Origin of the sequence: Gordonia sp. SCSIO 19800 (assembly GCF_018132775.1) — a bacterium.
Taxonomy (GTDB): Bacteria; Actinomycetota; Actinomycetes; order Mycobacteriales; family Mycobacteriaceae; genus Gordonia; species Gordonia hongkongensis.
This window is the reverse complement of the sequence record NZ_JAGRQM010000020.1, coordinates 85,241-100,745: the sequence shown is the minus strand read 5'-3', so window position 1 is coordinate 100,745 and position 15,505 is coordinate 85,241. Positions and strand designations below refer to the sequence as shown.

The 15,505-nt window shown below is 67.8% G+C and carries 13 protein-coding genes; 4 read left to right on the top strand and 9 right to left on the bottom strand.

The genetic code is table 11. The features are described 5' to 3' along the window. Positions 1-383: 383 nt before the first annotated feature. From KB201_RS19645 to KB201_RS19615, 7 genes are all read right to left on the bottom strand, one after another. Complete coding sequence (locus KB201_RS19645) at positions 384-1,988, bottom strand: IS1182 family transposase (protein WP_078114167.1); 1,605 nt, start codon at positions 1,986-1,988, stop codon at positions 384-386. A 165-nt stretch (positions 1,989-2,153) separates the two neighbouring features. Continuing rightward, positions 2,154-3,416 (bottom strand): acyl-CoA dehydrogenase family protein, encoded by a 1,263-nt coding sequence (locus KB201_RS19640; protein ID WP_058252841.1) that lies wholly within the window; start codon positions 3,414-3,416, stop codon positions 2,154-2,156. 11 nt (positions 3,417-3,427) lie between these two features. After that, positions 3,428-4,579, bottom strand: coding sequence for a thiolase family protein (locus KB201_RS19635; protein WP_058252842.1), 1,152 nt, complete (start codon positions 4,577-4,579; stop codon positions 3,428-3,430). Then, positions 4,576-4,956, bottom strand: coding sequence for a Zn-ribbon domain-containing OB-fold protein (locus KB201_RS19630; RefSeq protein WP_058252872.1), 381 nt, complete (start codon positions 4,954-4,956; stop codon positions 4,576-4,578). Before KB201_RS19630 ends, KB201_RS19635 begins: the two co-directional genes overlap by 4 nt. A gap of 11 nt (positions 4,957-4,967) precedes the next feature. After that, complete coding sequence (locus KB201_RS19625; RefSeq protein ID WP_211540141.1) at positions 4,968-6,413, bottom strand: 2-oxo acid dehydrogenase subunit E2; 1,446 nt, start codon at positions 6,411-6,413, stop codon at positions 4,968-4,970. 2 nt (positions 6,414-6,415) lie between these two features. Continuing rightward, on the bottom strand, positions 6,416-7,456 hold the full coding sequence (locus KB201_RS19620) for an alpha-ketoacid dehydrogenase subunit beta (protein ID WP_058252844.1): 1,041 nt from the start codon (positions 7,454-7,456) through the stop codon (positions 6,416-6,418). An 18-nt stretch (positions 7,457-7,474) separates the two neighbouring features. Beyond that, positions 7,475-8,506 carry a thiamine pyrophosphate-dependent dehydrogenase E1 component subunit alpha gene (locus KB201_RS19615; protein WP_269434038.1) on the bottom strand — a complete coding sequence of 344 codons (1,032 nt, stop codon included), beginning with the start codon at positions 8,504-8,506 and terminating at the stop codon, positions 7,475-7,477. 258 nt (positions 8,507-8,764) lie between these two features. Here KB201_RS19615 and KB201_RS19610 point away from each other — a divergent pair, with 258 nt between their 5' ends. From KB201_RS19610 to KB201_RS19595, 4 genes are all read left to right on the top strand, one after another. Beyond that, positions 8,765-10,321, top strand: a complete 1,557-nt coding sequence (locus KB201_RS19610) for an AMP-binding protein (protein ID WP_058252845.1) — start codon at positions 8,765-8,767, stop codon at positions 10,319-10,321. Between the two features lie 18 nt (positions 10,322-10,339). Next, positions 10,340-10,987: a histidine phosphatase family protein gene (locus KB201_RS19605; protein WP_058252846.1), complete on the top strand. Its 648-nt coding sequence runs from the start codon at positions 10,340-10,342 to the stop codon at positions 10,985-10,987. Continuing rightward, positions 10,984-11,652: a histidine phosphatase family protein gene (locus KB201_RS19600; protein WP_211540140.1), complete on the top strand. Its 669-nt coding sequence runs from the start codon at positions 10,984-10,986 to the stop codon at positions 11,650-11,652. The genes KB201_RS19605 and KB201_RS19600 overlap by 4 nt, the downstream gene beginning before the upstream one ends. 90 nt (positions 11,653-11,742) lie before the next feature. Continuing rightward, positions 11,743-12,540, top strand: a complete 798-nt coding sequence (locus KB201_RS19595; RefSeq protein WP_211540139.1) for a maleylpyruvate isomerase family mycothiol-dependent enzyme — start codon at positions 11,743-11,745, stop codon at positions 12,538-12,540. A gap of 65 nt (positions 12,541-12,605) precedes the next feature. On the opposite strand, the gene KB201_RS19590 is transcribed toward KB201_RS19595, so the two are convergent. After that, complete coding sequence (locus KB201_RS19590; protein WP_211540138.1) at positions 12,606-13,619, bottom strand: NADP-dependent oxidoreductase; 1,014 nt, start codon at positions 13,617-13,619, stop codon at positions 12,606-12,608. Further along, positions 13,616-15,358 carry a PEP-utilizing enzyme gene (locus KB201_RS19585; RefSeq protein ID WP_211540137.1) on the bottom strand — a complete coding sequence of 581 codons (1,743 nt, stop codon included), beginning with the start codon at positions 15,356-15,358 and terminating at the stop codon, positions 13,616-13,618. The genes KB201_RS19590 and KB201_RS19585 overlap by 4 nt, the downstream gene beginning before the upstream one ends. Positions 15,359-15,505 lie beyond the last annotated feature (147 nt).

Here is a 15,505-nt window from a genome sequence, read left to right as displayed (position 1 = left end):
GGCAGACAGGCACTTTCGCGTATCACACGCCGAACACCAGCAACATCAGTGAAATATCCAGGCTCAGGGAGCAGTGGATTGGGCGCTTCGAACGCAAGGTTCTTTCGTGGTCCACGAAAGAACACTCCTCAGCATCCACATCTCTGCTCCCTGAGGTGCGAGCGAAGCGAGCCACGAAGGGCTTCGCAACGTGTCTCACCAGGCCCTTCGTGGCTCGTCGCTTGCGCTCCTCGCACCACAGGGGGCAATGGTTATGTCGTTCTTTCGGATTAGGAGCCTGCTGAATTAGGGTCCAGCCTGGGTTGAGGTTCCTGCTGCGGGGATGTGTCGGTTCCGGGGTGTGGTCGTGGTGATCGATCTAGGTGGGGCGGCGGTGCCGCGGTTCAGGCGGTGGCCAGTGTCCAGGTGCCGTTGGTGATAGTCAGTCCGAGGGTGATCAGGCGGCGTAGGTTGATCGCGGCGGCGCGGTGGTGCAGCCAGTTGTTGTTGCGTTCGATTCCACGGTAGGGCACCCGCCGGTTACCGCGGGTGAGCCAGGCAATCGTCCGTTCGACCATGGGTCGATGCTGGCGGTAGGTGTCGGCAATAGTCTTGTCAGAGAAGTGTTGTCGGTGTTCGCGCTGGAGTTGGTGGTGTTCGCCGAAACTAATTTTGCGTCCACGAACCGCGGTGGTGCACCGTGCCCGAAGTGGGCAGTCTTGGCAGGCCGCACCGTAGGTGACGTGGCCTTTCGCGCTGACCGGCCGGGTCAGGTTGTTGGGGCAGGTCAATGTGTTCGCGTCGGCGTCGAAGGTGAAATCGTCGATGACGAAACCACCAGCAACCGCCGGCATGTGTGGCTTGGGTTTGATCACCGCGTTCCATCGTGTCCGCGCCAGCGTGGCCAGCATGTCACCGGAGGCATACGCTGAATCACCCAGCACCTCACGATCGTCGGCGTCGTCGGCGACGGTCGGATCGCTCAGCAACAACCGTGCCCCGACTGCTCCGTCGGAAGTGTCCGGACCAGCGGCTTTGGTCATCTCGATCGCGGTGACTAACCCGGTCTCCGGTTCATTGACGATGTGGCCCTTGAACCCGTCCTGCTGGCGTGCCCGGGTTTTGTGGGCGTGCCGGGTGTCGGTATCGACGGTAGAGATCACCCGGTCCGGGGCGGTCCGGGGCGCGATGCGCCAGCGTCCGTCGGTGCCATCAGAACCTGGTGCCGGTTCCACATCCTGGCCGGTCACCAATGCCAGCAATGCCACCGCCTGCGCCTGGGCCTCGTTACTCGGCTCCTTCTCGATGGCCTCGAGGTCCAGACCGTCGAGCACGGCCAACCCATCTTCGACAAGGGCGCTGATCAGGTCCTGTTGAGCACACTCATCATCCCAGGCGATCCGCGGCTTGCCGGGCCGGTCATAGCCGCCGCCGGTCAACGCGGCCAGACGAGTCGCACGCTGCTCGACCACCACCGCACCACCGTCGACCTCTCGGGCGACCCGCCGGATCGCCGCGATCACCTGGGTGACGGCGTCCTGGCGGGCCACCGCGTCATCGAAGATCGTCGAATCCAGCGCTCGACGGCTCTTACCCGCGAGCACCCCGGTGGTGGTGATGACCTCGCGTACCACCTCGAAAATGCGGTACGGCCGGTCGCTGGCTGCCAGTCGCCGACGCCAGTACGTCAGAGTCGACGGATGAAAACCTTTGTTACCCAACACGAATCCACACGCCGCTTTCCACCGCAGATCAAAAGTGACCGCATCAGCGGCTTCGCGATCGGACAAACCCTGCAGCGTTTGCAGCACGATCACCGACGCCATCGTGGCCGGCGGGATCGACGGACGGCCCCGGCCGCTGGGAAACAGGTCCGCGAACATCTCCGCAGGGAACAACTGCTCGCGATGAGCAGCCAAAAACGCGAACACACTGCCCTCGGCCAGCAAATGCCCGACGACCGAGTTCACATCCAGAAACTCACCCTGACGATCCGGCTCACCCTGCATACTCACCAGGATCCCAGCCCACCAGGCAAACCCGCTCACCCCACACCGAAACGACGCCGACTATTTCAGCAGTCTCTTAGGGAGCAGGGGGTGGCGGCGCTATCGCTCCTCACACCACAGCCGAGGTGGCGGCGCGCCCTAACACCGTTGTGAGCGGGTCCCACCTCACCGGCGGTCGCGCGCGAAGAACGGCCGGTCTTTGTCGACCCGCGGTTCCGGCGGGAGTCCGAGTACGCGTTCGCCGATGATGTTGCGCTGGATTTGATCCGTCCCGCCGGCGAGACGGTAGCCGGGACTGCCCAGCAGGTGCTCGGTCCACGCGAACCGGCTCGGATCGGTGTCCACCGCGATGTCATTGCCGAGCAGGTCGGCGGCGATCTCGCCGATGCGGACCAGCACGTCCGACGCCATGAGCTTGCCGACGGATGCGGCCGGGCCGGGCGATCGTCCGGCGGCCGCCGCGCGCGCCACCCGGTCAGCCGTTGCCTTGCGGAGTTCGGCCCGGATGTAGACGTCCGCGAGTTGCTGACGGACGACCGGGTCGTCGGCGACCCCCACCTGCTGCGCGAGCTCGACGAGTTCGGCGACGGAGCCGCCCTTCTTGCGGGTGACCGATCCCGACGCCGTCCGCTCGAATGCCAGTGTCGCACCGGCGATCTTCCAACCCTGGCCGACGTCGCCGAGGCGAGCGGTGTCCGGCACCCGCACGTCGTTGAGGAACACCTCGTTGAACGAGGCCCCGCCGCTCATCTGGCGGATCGGCCGGATCTCCACGCCCGGAGCGTCGAGCGGGATGAGGAAGGCCGTGATGCCCTTGTGCTTGGGCAGGCCGGGATCGGTCCGCGCCAGGAGCATGCCGAGGTCGGCGAAGCGGGCTCCGGACGACCAGACCTTCTGCCCGTCGATGCGCCACCCGTCGCCGTCGCGAACCGCGCGGCAGGAGAGCGACGCCAGGTCCGAGCCGGCGCCGGGTTCGCTGAAGAGCTGGCAGGCCAGCAGGTCGGTGCGCAGCAACGGCGTCGCGTAGTCCGCACGCTGTCGCCCGGTGCCGAACATCGCGACCGCGGGGCCGACCAGTCCGGTTGTGACACTTATCAGTTCGGTTGACGGCGGGACCTCGAACTCGAGTTCGGCGCGGGCCACCTCGGACGCGTACGACGCGGGCAGCCCGCGGCCACCGTGCTCCGGCGCCAGGGTGAGGGCACCGTATCCGGCGTCGAAGCGCTGTCGTCGATAGTTCCGCGCCGCATCCAGCAGCTGCCGTTCCTGCTCGTCGGACAGGTTGCGGAACACCGCCAGGTCGGCGGGCCCTCGCGCAGTGGCCGAGCGCGGCGCGGCCACCGTGGCGAGCCAGTCGCGGACCTCCGCGCGGAACGCGTCGAGATCCGATCCGGCCGCGTCGACGGCCGTGTGTGCCGGAGCCGACATCGGCTTCCTCCTCAAACAGTCAGGACGGTGCACGCCGAGAGGCCCGGCGCGCCATAGACGTGTGTGAACCCGACTTCCGGACCGCCCGGCACCTGCCGGCCCTCGGCGCGGCCCTGCAGCTGACGCACGACCTCGTGGACCTGCCGGAGGCCGGAGGCCCCGATCGGTTCGCCGTTGGCGAGGCAACCGCCGTCGGTGTTCACGGGCGTGCGGCCGTCGAACTCGGTTCCGCCGGAACGGATCAGCTCGTCCTGTTCGCCGTGACCACACAGGCCGGTCTCGGCGAGATGGATGACCTCCGAGCCACTGTCGGTGTCCTGTACCTGCGCGACATCGACGTCGGCAGGTGCGACGCCGGCCGCGGCGAACGCGGCTGCCGCGGCGTCGATGCTGGGACTGTGCACCGGCCGTGGAGCCAACCACGGCGAGAACACCTCGAACGATCCGAACCGTCGGGTACGCACCTCTGCCGCGGCCAGCCGCACGGGCTGGTCGCAGAGATCGCGAGCACGCTCGCCGGACGCGAGGATCAGGGCGACCCCGCCCTCGCCGGGCGAGCAGAACATGAACTGGGTGAGCGGACTGTTGACCGGAGCCGCGGACAGGATCTCCGCCTCGGACAGCGGCTTTCGACGCCACGCCATCGGATGCGCGGCACCGTTGGCGAAGGCACGTTCGGCGACGGCGCCCAGCAAGGATTCGTCGAGACCGTGTTCGGCGAAGTACCGTCGGGTCTTCATCGCGAAATACTGGGTGGTGACCATCATCCCGGACCGGGCGTACCACGGCCCCAGACCGTAGGCCGCCGGGTCGGAACCGAAGGCGCCGCGCTCGTGTTTGTCGAAGCCCACGACCGCGACGATGTCGGCGCGACCGGAACGGATCATGTCCGAGGCGGTCGCAAGCGCCACACCACCGGTGGCACAACCGTTCTTGACGGTGACGAACGGGATCCCGGTGAGGCCGAGACGGCTGACCAGCGAATCCGGTTTGCCGGAGACATTGCTGCCGCCGACCGCGGCGTCGACGGACTCCCACCCCAGCCCGGTGTCGGCGAGCGCGGCTCGCAGGGCGTGTTCGCCCATGTCCATGCCGCTGGTGTCCCCGTGCCGACCGAAGGCGTGCATCCCCGCGCCGACGACGTACACATCCGCCCGCGTCATGCCGTCACCTTCTCGAACGCGAAGGTGGTGCAGTCGTCGAGTTTCGACAGCCGCAGCTCGACCTCATCACCGATCGCGACGTCGGAGAGCACCCGCGACTCCACCAGCACCGAACCCAGGTCCACATAGGCGACCACGAACGGCTCGAAGCCCGACTCGGACACTCGAAACGGTGGCTTCGGTGCGAACGCCTGCTCTGTCCAGGTCCACACGGTGCCGCGGCGCGGCAGAGCCACCCGTGACACCGCGGTGCCGGCGCACCCGGGGCAGCGGGTGGCGGCGGGAAAGACGACGACATCGCAGTCCGCGCAGTCGGAACCCGCCAACACCGGCGGATCGAGCTGCGCGAACAGCGACTCGTCGACGAGGGGTGTCATGGATCCCACGGTCAGTTCCCGGACAGCAGGGTGAGCGGTCGTCCCAGGATCTGCCCCACCGTCCGCAGGTACTCGGCCGCCGGCGCCCCGTCGACCGCGCGGTGGTCGAACGTCAGGCTGAGCGTGAGCACCTGGGTGCGCACCGGAGTGTCTCCGTCCCAACGGAATCCGTCCTTGACGCGGCCCACGCCGAGGATCGCGGCATTGCCCGGGTTGATGACCGGGGTGAAGAAGTCGACCCCGTAGGCCCCGAGCGTGCTGACCGAGAAGGTGGCACCCTCGAGATCGTCGAGTCCCAGCGTGCCGCCGCGTGCCGCGTTCGCCAACTCCCGGGTCCGCTCGGCGATCGCGGTCACCGACAGACGGTCCGCATCACGGACGACCGGAACGACGAGCCCACCGTCAACGGCCACGGCGAGACCGACGTCGACGCGTTCGGCGAGAACGATCTGGTCGTCGATGATTCCCGCGTTGAGCAACGGGTGCTCACGCAGGGCGAGGGCCGCGGCCCGGACGATGAAGTCGTTGAGACTCGGTGCGCCGCTGCCGGTGTCGGCCGCCTCTGCCTTGAGCGCCGCACGGGTGGCGACCAGTTCGGTGACGTCGACCTCGTAACCGTGGGTGAGCTGCGCCATCGAGTGCAGGCTGTCCATCATGTTCCGGGCGATGGCGCCGCGCATGCCGCGCAGGGGGATCACGTCACCGGGCCGTGGCCCGTCCGGTGTCCGGGCGGTTCGCGGCGCTGTGGCCGGAGCGCTCGAACGGCCGGCGGCGGAACTGGTTTGGCCCGCAGCACGCTCGACATCGGAGCGGGTGATCCGTCCGCCGATTCCGCTTCCGGTCACGGTCGCGAGATCGACGCCGAGTTCGGCGGCGAGCTTGCGCACCACCGGCCCGACGAATCCGGCTGTCGCGCCAGGTTCGACGGAACCGGCCGGTTTCTCGGCCGCGGATTCCATCGGTTGCGGCCGGGCCAGGAAGTCTTCGATGTCCTCGGACACGATCCGGCCGCCGGGGCCGGTGCCGGTGACCGCGTGCAGGTCGACGCCGGCCTCCGACGCGACGCGTCGTGCATTCGGCGAGGCCTTCAGGCGTCCGCCCGTAGAGCCGACCCCGTTGACCGGCACGGCCGCCGGTGTCGGTGTCGGGGCCGCGGATGAGGCGGTTGACCCCTGTCCCGCATCACCGTCGGGCGAGGCGCCGCCCTCGGGCACGGACTCACCGTCGGCGAGCAGCCATCCGACGACGGCACCGACAGGCAGCACAGCACCCGCCTCCGCCGCGGTGGCCAGCACCCCCTCGCTCTCGGCCTCGACATCGACGTCGACCTTGTCCGTCTCGACCCGGAGCAGTGTGTCGCCCAAGGAGACCCGCTGACCCGGGGTGGCCACCCAGCCGCCGATCACACCTTCCTGCATGGTGAGACCGAGTTTGGGCAGCACGATCTGGAAGGCCACGATCAGTTCCTTTCCAGGAGCCGACGGGCTCCGGCGACGATGCGGTCCGAGTCGGGGACGTAGGACTTCTCGAGCGGGGTGCTGAACGGCACCGGTGTGAAGGGCGCACCGATGCGCAGCACCGGGGCGTCGAGATGATCGAACGCCTCTTCCTGGATCTGGGCGGCGACCTCGGCCCCGATCCCGCCGAAGGTCACGGCCTCGTGGACCACCAGGATTCGGTTGGTCTTCCGGGCGGACTCGACGATCGTGGCGGTGTCGAGGGGCTGCACCGACCGGGGGTCGATGACCTCGGCGGAGATGCCCTTCTCGGCCAGCGCATCCGCGGCCTTGAGCGCCTCGGCCACCATGCGGCCGAACGCCACGATGGTCACGTCGTCACCGGTGCGCGGCACGGCCGCCTCGCCGATGGGGATCTCGTAGATCTCCTCCGGAACCTCACCGCGCGAACCGAGCAGCACTTTGTTGAGCATGAACACGACCGGGTTGTCGTCCCGAACCGCGGACACCAGGAGACCCTTGGCATCCCGCGCATTCGACGGCATGACGACCTTGAGCCCCGGAGTATGCGCGAGCCACGACTCCAGGCTCTGCGAGTGCTGCGCGCCGGCGCTGACGCCCGCACCGTAGGCCACGGCGATGACCATGGGCACCTTGACCTCACCGCCGTACATGAACTTCATCTTCGCCGCCTGGTTCACGACCTGGTCCAGGGCGACGGCGAGGAAGTCCATGAACATGATGTCGACGATCGGCCGCAGACCGCGGGCCGCCGCTCCGACGCCCAGACCGATCAGGCCCATCTCGGCGATGGGCGTGTCGACCATGCGGCGTTCGCCGAACTCGGCGAGCAGGCCGTCGTACATGTGGAAGACGCCACCGTAGGCGGCCACGTCCTCACCGATCACGAAGACGTCGTCGTTCTCGCGCATCACCTGCGCGACGCCTTCGTTGAAGGCCTTGACGTAGGTGGTGGACCGCGCTGCCGGGGCCACGTTGTCTGAGCCGGATTCGGTGGCGATGGATTCTGTTGCAGTGGACATGTTCTCGGCTTCTCCGGGTCAGACGCTGTAGACGTTGAGCGCGATGTCGGCGGGATCGGGATACGGACTGTTCTCGGCGAACGCGACGGATTCGACGATGTCGGCGTCGACCTCGGCCCAGATCTGGGCGAACTCGGCCTCGGTCGCCACGCCTTCGGAGACGGCGCGCGCTTCGAGCAGCTTGATCGCGTCGCGCTCCTTCCAAGCTTCGACCTCCTCCTGCGTCCGGTAGGTCTTGCGCAGACCCTTCACGCCCTGGTGGTCGTAGTAGCGGTAGGTCTTGGCCTCGACCAGCGACGGACCCCCGCCGTTGCGGGCACGTTCGACGGCCCGCCCGACTGCCGCGCGCACCTCGATGGCGTCCATGCCGTCGCAGATCTCGCTCGGCATCGCGTAGGCGGCGGCGCGGTCGGCGACGTTCTCCAGCTTCATGTGGTTACGCAGCGCGGTGAATTCGGCGTATCCGTTGTTCTCGCAGACGAACACGACCGGCAGTTCGAGGATGCCGGCCAGGTTGGCGGCCTCGTGGAAGGCGCCGATGTTGCTCGCGCCGTCGCCGAAGAACGGGATCGCGACCGAGTCGTCGCCGCGGTACTTGGCCGCGAACGCGGCTCCCACCGCGATCGGGATACCGCCGCCGACAATGCCGTTGGCGCCGAGCATGCCGATCGAGAGGTCGTTGATGTGCATCGACCCGCCACGGCCCTTGCAGTATCCGTCCACACGCCCGAACAGCTCGGCGAACATCTGCCGGAACTGCGCGCCCTTGGCGACGGCGTGACCATGCCCTCGGTGGGTCGAGGAGATCTGGTCGTCGTCGCGCAGGTTGCTCATGGCACCGGCGGCGACAGCCTCCTGGCCGACGTAGAGGTGAAGGAAGCCTGGCAGCTTGCCGCCCTCCATCAGCTTCCCCGCCTCGGTCTCGAACTGCCGGATCCGCACCATGCGGCGGTGGAGGTCGAGGACGACATCCCGTGCGGGCATGGGCTCCGGGGGCCGGGTCGGCCGGTCGGTCGCGGCCGCGACGCTGGTCTCGGTGGTGGTCACCATGACACCTCTCTGTGCTGACTGTGCAGGTGGGGCGGCTGATGGAACTGCGCGCAACCGCGGACTTAGTTGATCTCGCCTGCAGTATGTGTCACCACTGTAGACGATTGTTAGTAGAATCACTATCAAGTTAGTCGATCAGATCCGCACGGTGCAGACTGTTACTTGACTTGGTCTCCAGTTAACCCCACGATGATTGCGCAGGACAACATGTTCAGGCCGCGCCCGGAAAGCGGGCCGACGGAGAAGGAGTGGTGATCGATGCTCGACCGGATCCGCGATCGGGCGTCGGCCGATCCCGACGGCCTCGCACTGGCCGACGACATCATCACCCTGACCTGGCGAGACGTTCGCACAACACTCGAACGGCTGACCGGTGCGCTGCGCTCGGTGGCCCCCTCCCCCGATGATCGCGTGGCCATCATCGGAGAGAACCGGGTGGAGACCCTGCTCGCCCACGTCGCCGGCATCGGGGCCGGCGTCGGTACCGTCGCGGTGTCCCGCCAGCTCACAGCACGCGAGATGGCCGACCAGTTCGCCGATGCCGGGTGCGTCGCCGTCATCACCGGGCCGGCCGGCCTCGACGCCGCCGCCGAGGCCGCAGTCGGGCCGCTGACCACGGTGATCACCCACAACGTCGACCGGCCGGTCCGCGTTCCGGAGAACGCCGCGCACCTCGACTGGCAGGACCTGATCGCGACGTCGGCCGACCCCCCGACCGATCTCACCGAACGTCCGGCACGGCCGCCGCTGGTGTACACCTCCGGGACGACCGGCCGGGCGCGCGGCACCGAGGTCCGATGGCTGCCCGGCCGGGCGCCGGATGCGGCCGCGTTCCAGTCCGCGGTGGCCGCGCGGTCGGGCTACCCGGCCGGCCCCCATCTGGTCGTCGGGCCGCTTCAGCACAACGGGCCGCTCACCTCCATCCGGCACCTGCTGTCGGGCGAGCCGGTCGTCATCCTCGGCCGCTTCGACGCCGAACGGGTACTGGAGCTCATCGACACACACCGCGTCGCCTCGACGCTGATGGTTCCGACACACTTCCAGCGCCTTCTCGCACTGCCCGCGGAGACCCGGTCGTCGTACGACATCGGGTCCCTCCGCTATGTGGCACATACTGGTTCGGCGTGCCCGGCAGAGGTGAAGCGCGCGATGATCGACTGGTTCGGACCGGTGTTGATCGAGTCGTACGGCGGGAGCGAGATCGGCACCGTCTGCAAGATCGACTCGCACGAATGGCTCGCCCACCCGAGTTCGGTGGGTCGCGTCGCCGACCCGTTCGAGGTCGTGGTCGTCGGTTCGGACGGGGAGGTCCTGGGACCGGGCGAGACCGGGATCCTCGGGTTCCGCACGCCCGCCGGACGGGAGGTCACCTATCACGGGGACCCCGAGAAGACCGCCAAGGCCTACATCCTCCCCGGCGTCGCGACGCTCGGCGACGTCGGGCATGTCGACGACGACGGCTTCGTCTTCATCACCGACCGGGTGGCCGACATGGTGGTGTCCGGTGGCGTGAACCTTTACCCGGCAGAGAGCGAGCAGGTGCTGCGCGGGCACCCGGATGTCGCCGAGGTCGCGGTGATCGGGGTACCGGACGCCGACCTGGGCGAGGCGCTGCTCGCACTGGTCGTCCCGACCGCGGGCACCGAGCCCGACGTCGACGCAATCCGGGCCTTCGCCAAGGAGTCGATGGCGTCGTACAAGTGCCCGAAACACTATGTCGTCGTGGATGATCTGGCGCGCAACGCGATGGGCAAGCTCGACAAGAAGGCGCTGCGGCGTCCGTACTGGGACTCCGACCGGACCATTGCCGGCTGAGCACACCGAGAGGCATACATGATCGAGATCCTGTTCGTCCGGCACGGCCAGCCGGTCTCCGGAATCCGCAACCCGGAACTGGCACCCGCGGGCATCGCCGATGCCCGACGACTGGCGACCTGGTTGCGGCACGACGAGATCGACCTGATCGTCGCGAGCCCGTACTCGCGGGCGCTGCAGACCGCCGAGCTGATCGCCGCGGAACTCGGCCGCGACGTGGATCATGTCCTCGAGGACCTCCGCGAGTGGGACGACGACATCTCGCCGGAGGACTACACCGCGGTCGAGGACATGGCAGCCGACGATCCGAGGCTCCTCGCCGTCAGTTCCGGACGGTATGAGGAGTACGTACCGTCTCTCGATCTGCCCGCCTTCCGGCGACGCGCACGTTCCGCGCTCGAGGAGATCCTCGCGCTCCGGGAGAGTGGACGGATCGTCGCCGTCGCGCACGGCGGGATCATCAACGCCGCATTGGCAGATGTGCTGGAGATGCCGAAGACGTTCTGGCACAACCCGGCCTACACCAGCGTCGCGCGGGTGCGCCGACTCGACTCCGGGGTCCTCGTCGTCGACTCCGTCAACGACACCGCACATCTGCGCGGCGTGCCGTTCGACTCCGACTCCTGGATCACGGATGCCGAACTCGACGGCGAGCTCGCCCGATGACCGCCATCTCCTCACCGGATGTACCGGGACGCGATGCCACCGAGACCATTCGCCCCGCGATCGTCGACGGCCACGAGACGGTGGCCGCGGCCAGCAAGATCATCCTCGTCCGGCATGGGTTGCCGGGCGGGCCGGCGGGCCCGGATCCCGGCCTCGGACCCGAGGGCGTCGACCAGGCGCGGCGACTCGGCACCTGGTTGCGCGGACTCCCCGTCGTGCAGGTGATCGCGAGCTCGTACATGCGCGCACACGAGACCGCACGGCATGCCGCCGAACCGCTCGGACTCGACGTCCGGGTCGACGAGCGGTTGCGCGAATGGGACAGCGACCGTGCGGTCTACGCGACCCCGGAGGCCATCGCGGCCACCGAGCGCGGCCGCGCGTTCGCCGAGGGCCGGTACGACGACTTCGTCCCCGACTACGACCGCGACGCCACGGCGGCCCGGATGCGTTCGGCGGTACTCGATGCCGCGGCGGCCGCACCGGGCGAGCTGTCCGTCCTGGTCTCCCACGGAGGCGTCATCAACACTCTCCTCAGCGATATCCTCCGGGCGCCGTCGCCGTTCTTCTTCAACCCGGGCTACACGTCGGTGTCACGCATCGCGGTCACCCTCTCCGGCCGCCTCGTGGTGCAATCGGTCAACGAGACAGCGCATCTCGGCTGATTTTTGGGTTTCTTTATATGAAAACCTGTTACTCTTCCGGTATCGCAGTGATGTGCAACACATCCCGATCGACGATTCCAGGAGAACCTCATGAGCCATGCCGGCGTGGAGGCGAGCCGAACACTTGCCGACGAATATGCATCCATCATCCGAGGTCTGACCCCCGCCGAGTGGTCGGCACCCAGCCGGTGCGCCGGCTGGTCGGTCAAAGATCTGGTGGCACACACGGGTTCGAACTTCGCCGCGATCGTGAACCCGGCCGAACCCGATCCGTCCGTCCCACCGCCGACGACCGCCGAGGAACTCCAGAACCGTCTCGTCGACGCGCGACGCGACTGGACCCCCACCCGGGTCGCCGACGAGTTCCTGTCCACGGTGGGCCCCGCCATGGACGCACTCGCGGCCATGCAAGACCCCGCCATCGCGTCCGCGCCGATGACGCTCACCGACCTGGGAACCTATGAGACGCATCAGCTCTCGGATGCCTTTGCCTTCGACATGTGGTGCCACATGTACGTCGATCTCCTCGCGCCGGAGGGCCCGGTGACCCGCCCGCTCGACGGTGGCCAGGAGGCTCTGCTCGACGCGGCGATCGGCTGGATGCTCGCCGGGCTGCCGCAGATGTGCCCGACGGTGAACACCGCACTTGACGGACGCACGATCGGCCTGCGCCTCACCGGGCCGGGGGGTGGTGAATGGTCGCTGCGCCCCGGCGAGAAGCTGCTCTCGGTCGACTCCGGTCTCGAGCGCACCGACACCGTGATCACCTCATCGGCAGCCGATTTCGTCCTCTGGGGAACAACCCGCTCCCCCTGGCGCGACCACGTGAGCATCCACGGCGACGACACCCATGCCGCACGAGTCCTCGACACCCTCGACATCGTCTGACCCGTCGGCACGACGAGAGAGCCCGGAACGCATCGCGTTCCGGGCTCTCTCGGTATCAGGGTCGGTCAGTTGAGTTCGACGAGCATCTTCCCGACGTTGCCGCCGTCCAGCATCGCCAGGAACGCCTCGACCGCGTTGTCGATGCCGCGATGGATCGTGGACTCGGCCACGAGGTCACCGGCCGCAAGCCAACCGAGGACGCGCTCCTCGAACTCCGCACGGAGATCCTCGTAGTCGCGAACGATGAACCCGGTCAACGTGATCCGCTTGAGGATGGCCTGCATCAGGTGATCGATGGGCGGCCGGTCGTCGCCGACGGCCGAGATCATGCCGCACATGGCAACCCGACCGTTCATCCGAAGACTGTGCAGTGCGGCGATCAGATGATCGCCGCCGACGTTGTCGAAGTAGAGGTCGATCCCCTTCGCCACCCGACGCAGACCCTCGGCGATCGGTTCGGCCCGGTAGTCGATCGCCGCGTCAAAACCCAGCCGCTCGGTCAGTAGCGCCGCCTTGGTCGACCCACCGGCACTGCCGATGACGCGACTCGCACCCAGCAGTTTCGCGAATTGCCCTGCCGCACTGCCGACCGCGCCCGCGGCCGCGGACACGAACACCTCATCGCCCTCACGTAACCCACCGGCCCGCAACAGACCGCAGTAGGCCGTGAACCCCGTTTGCCCCAGGACGCCGAGCCAGTGATGCAGATCCGCTCCACGCGGATCGATCACGGTCGCGGCGTCGACATCGACGACGGCGAGTTCGCGCCAGCCGAGGCGGTGCCGCACACAGGCACCCGCCGGGATGCGGTCGTTGCCGCGGATCACCACGCCGATCGCCGAACCATCGAGTGGCGCATCCTCGGCGAAGCTGGTGGTGTAGTGCATCTCCGAGGTACCGAGGCGGCCCCGCATGGACGGATCGACACTCATGTACCGGTTCTCGACGAGGATCTGATCACCACGCAGGGGGCCGACCTCGGTCTCGCGGACCTCGAAGTTCTCCGGTCTCGGGACACCGTCGTCGGGTCGCTTCCGCAGGAAGACCGCCCGGGTCGTGGTCGCCACGCCGCTGGTCATGAGTTCTCCGCCGCGGTCGGCAGTTCGAGGATGGTGACGGTGCCCTTCGACCCGTCGACCTCGACCAGCGTGCCGTCGGGAATCCGGCGGGTCGCGGCGGGAACGCCGGCAGCACAAGGAATACCGAGCTCGCGGCTGACGATCATCGCATGTGACCCCATCGCGCCGACGTCGGTGATGGCGGCGGAGGACACCATGAACAGCGGTGTCCAGGACGGATCGGTCTGGGGCGCCACCAGCACTTCGTCCACCTCGAAACTGTCCAGATCTTCCATCGAGGTGATGGTGCGGGTGCGTCCCCGAACCACACCGGGCGATGCCCCGGACCCCTGCAAGACCTCGCCGGAGGTCACCTCATCCACCTCGACCTGGTCCTTGCGACGCAGACTCGACAGCGGCGGCAGCGGCTCTCGGGTGTCGAGGAAGGTCGGCAGGTCCAGACCGAACAGGCCCTTCCACGCGCGATGCCGTTCGGCGAGGGTGTCGGTGAGGGCGGACGGTTCACTGGCCAGGAGATCCAGCTCTTCGTCGACCGCCATGAAGACGTGGTCGGCAGAAGCCAGGTGGCCCTGTTCGTGGAGCCGTCGACCGAGCTCGGCCAAGGGCACCCGCGCCTCGTGCAAGACCTTGATGCAGTTGGTCTTCGCCCGTTCACGCCAGGCCGCGAACCGACGTGCCGAGGCGAGCGCGGCGTCGAGCGTCGCCCGGGCCTCCGCGTCGTCGCCGACGATCGCGCGTGCCCGCTCGAGCGCGGCATCGGTGTCTCCCGCATGCTCGGCGAGGCGGGCGGTCGGTGAGGCGGAGTCGTCCTGCAGGCGCAGACGGTCGATGAGCCCGAGCACCAGTTCCGGCTTGGTCTCCCACGATGTCGAACCGAGGTCCCATTCGTTCGGCCCCCGGTAGCCGAACTCGGCGAGGAAGTCGGCGAACGAGGCGTCGAACTTCGGGTCCACCCCGGCCACCCGAGCCGCGAGGCCCTCGATTCCCTGATGGAACGCCGCGGTCAGGCGCTCGTCGGCGCGAACCATCCGTCCCAACTCCCAGAGCGCGAACGACGGCAGAGCCGAATCGACGTCACCCGCCGAACCCACGAGGGTGACGACGAGGTCCTGATTGTCGGGCCCGAGAAGCTGACCGAGCACCGACGGGCCGACGGCCGCACCGTTGGTCGCCGCCACTTCACCACGCCATGCGGCGCGCTCGAGCGGCATGACCGACCGGGCGCGTGCGACGAGTGCAACCGGGGTCAGACTCGACAAATCGGGGCGTTCCGTGCGCAACTTGTCGGCCAGTTCACGGTCCTCGTCGAGTTCGGGGAAGGTCTCGGTCGACATGATCCAGGCATTCCGAGCGGCCAACCGGGCGCTGGCATCGGCATTCTCGTCATCGGGATGCCCGACGTACTCCGGGATGTTCGGATCGCCACCGTAGAACAGCTGGTCGACGAGCTCAACCGACAGGCCACCACGTATACCCACGAGCCGCGACATCGACAGATTGATGTACAGGTGTCCGTAGAAGATCCCCGACGATGCGGCCACGTCCGGCTTCTCCACCAGCGAGTAGCTGCCGTGGAAGGCGTAGCCGGCGTTCCACCCGGGCAGGATGTTCTGAATCCACCCGAGGTCGGCGCCCAGTGGTGTGATCGGATCGGACAGCACATCGCTGGCGTTGAGCCGCGTGTAGATGGGTAGGCGGGCACTCGGTTCGGTGTCGACCAACCAGCGCTGTTCGGACATGTCGTTCTCGTCTCTCCTGGGACCGCTCGGGATAGGCGGCCATAGTTTCTTTACAGGGTATACACGTGGGCTGTGATGTGTGACACTCTACCTGCAAGACTGTAGGCGTTGGCAAGTAACTCGTCTCGGTCTCTCGTTCAGGAATCA

Coding starts and splice junctions, on each gene's coding strand:
- KB201_RS19610 (WP_058252845.1), top strand. CDS start 8,765: ATGCTCGACCGGATCCGCGATCGGGCGTCGGCCGATCCCGACGGCCTC.
- KB201_RS19585 (WP_211540137.1), bottom strand. CDS start 15,358: ATGTCCGAACAGCGCTGGTTGGTCGACACCGAACCGAGTGCCCGCCTA.
- KB201_RS19595 (WP_211540139.1), top strand. CDS start 11,743: ATGAGCCATGCCGGCGTGGAGGCGAGCCGAACACTTGCCGACGAATAT.
- KB201_RS19635 (WP_058252842.1), bottom strand. CDS start 4,579: ATGACGCGGGCGGATGTGTACGTCGTCGGCGCGGGGATGCACGCCTTC.
- KB201_RS19630 (WP_058252872.1), bottom strand. CDS start 4,956: ATGACACCCCTCGTCGACGAGTCGCTGTTCGCGCAGCTCGATCCGCCG.
- KB201_RS19605 (WP_058252846.1), top strand. CDS start 10,340: ATGATCGAGATCCTGTTCGTCCGGCACGGCCAGCCGGTCTCCGGAATC.
- KB201_RS19620 (WP_058252844.1), bottom strand. CDS start 7,456: ATGTCCACTGCAACAGAATCCATCGCCACCGAATCCGGCTCAGACAAC.
- KB201_RS19645 (WP_078114167.1), bottom strand. CDS start 1,988: ATGCAGGGTGAGCCGGATCGTCAGGGTGAGTTTCTGGATGTGAACTCG.
- KB201_RS19615 (WP_269434038.1), bottom strand. CDS start 8,506: ATGGTGACCACCACCGAGACCAGCGTCGCGGCCGCGACCGACCGGCCG.
- KB201_RS19600 (WP_211540140.1), top strand. CDS start 10,984: ATGACCGCCATCTCCTCACCGGATGTACCGGGACGCGATGCCACCGAG.
- KB201_RS19590 (WP_211540138.1), bottom strand. CDS start 13,619: ATGACCAGCGGCGTGGCGACCACGACCCGGGCGGTCTTCCTGCGGAAG.
- KB201_RS19640 (WP_058252841.1), bottom strand. CDS start 3,416: ATGTCGGCTCCGGCACACACGGCCGTCGACGCGGCCGGATCGGATCTC.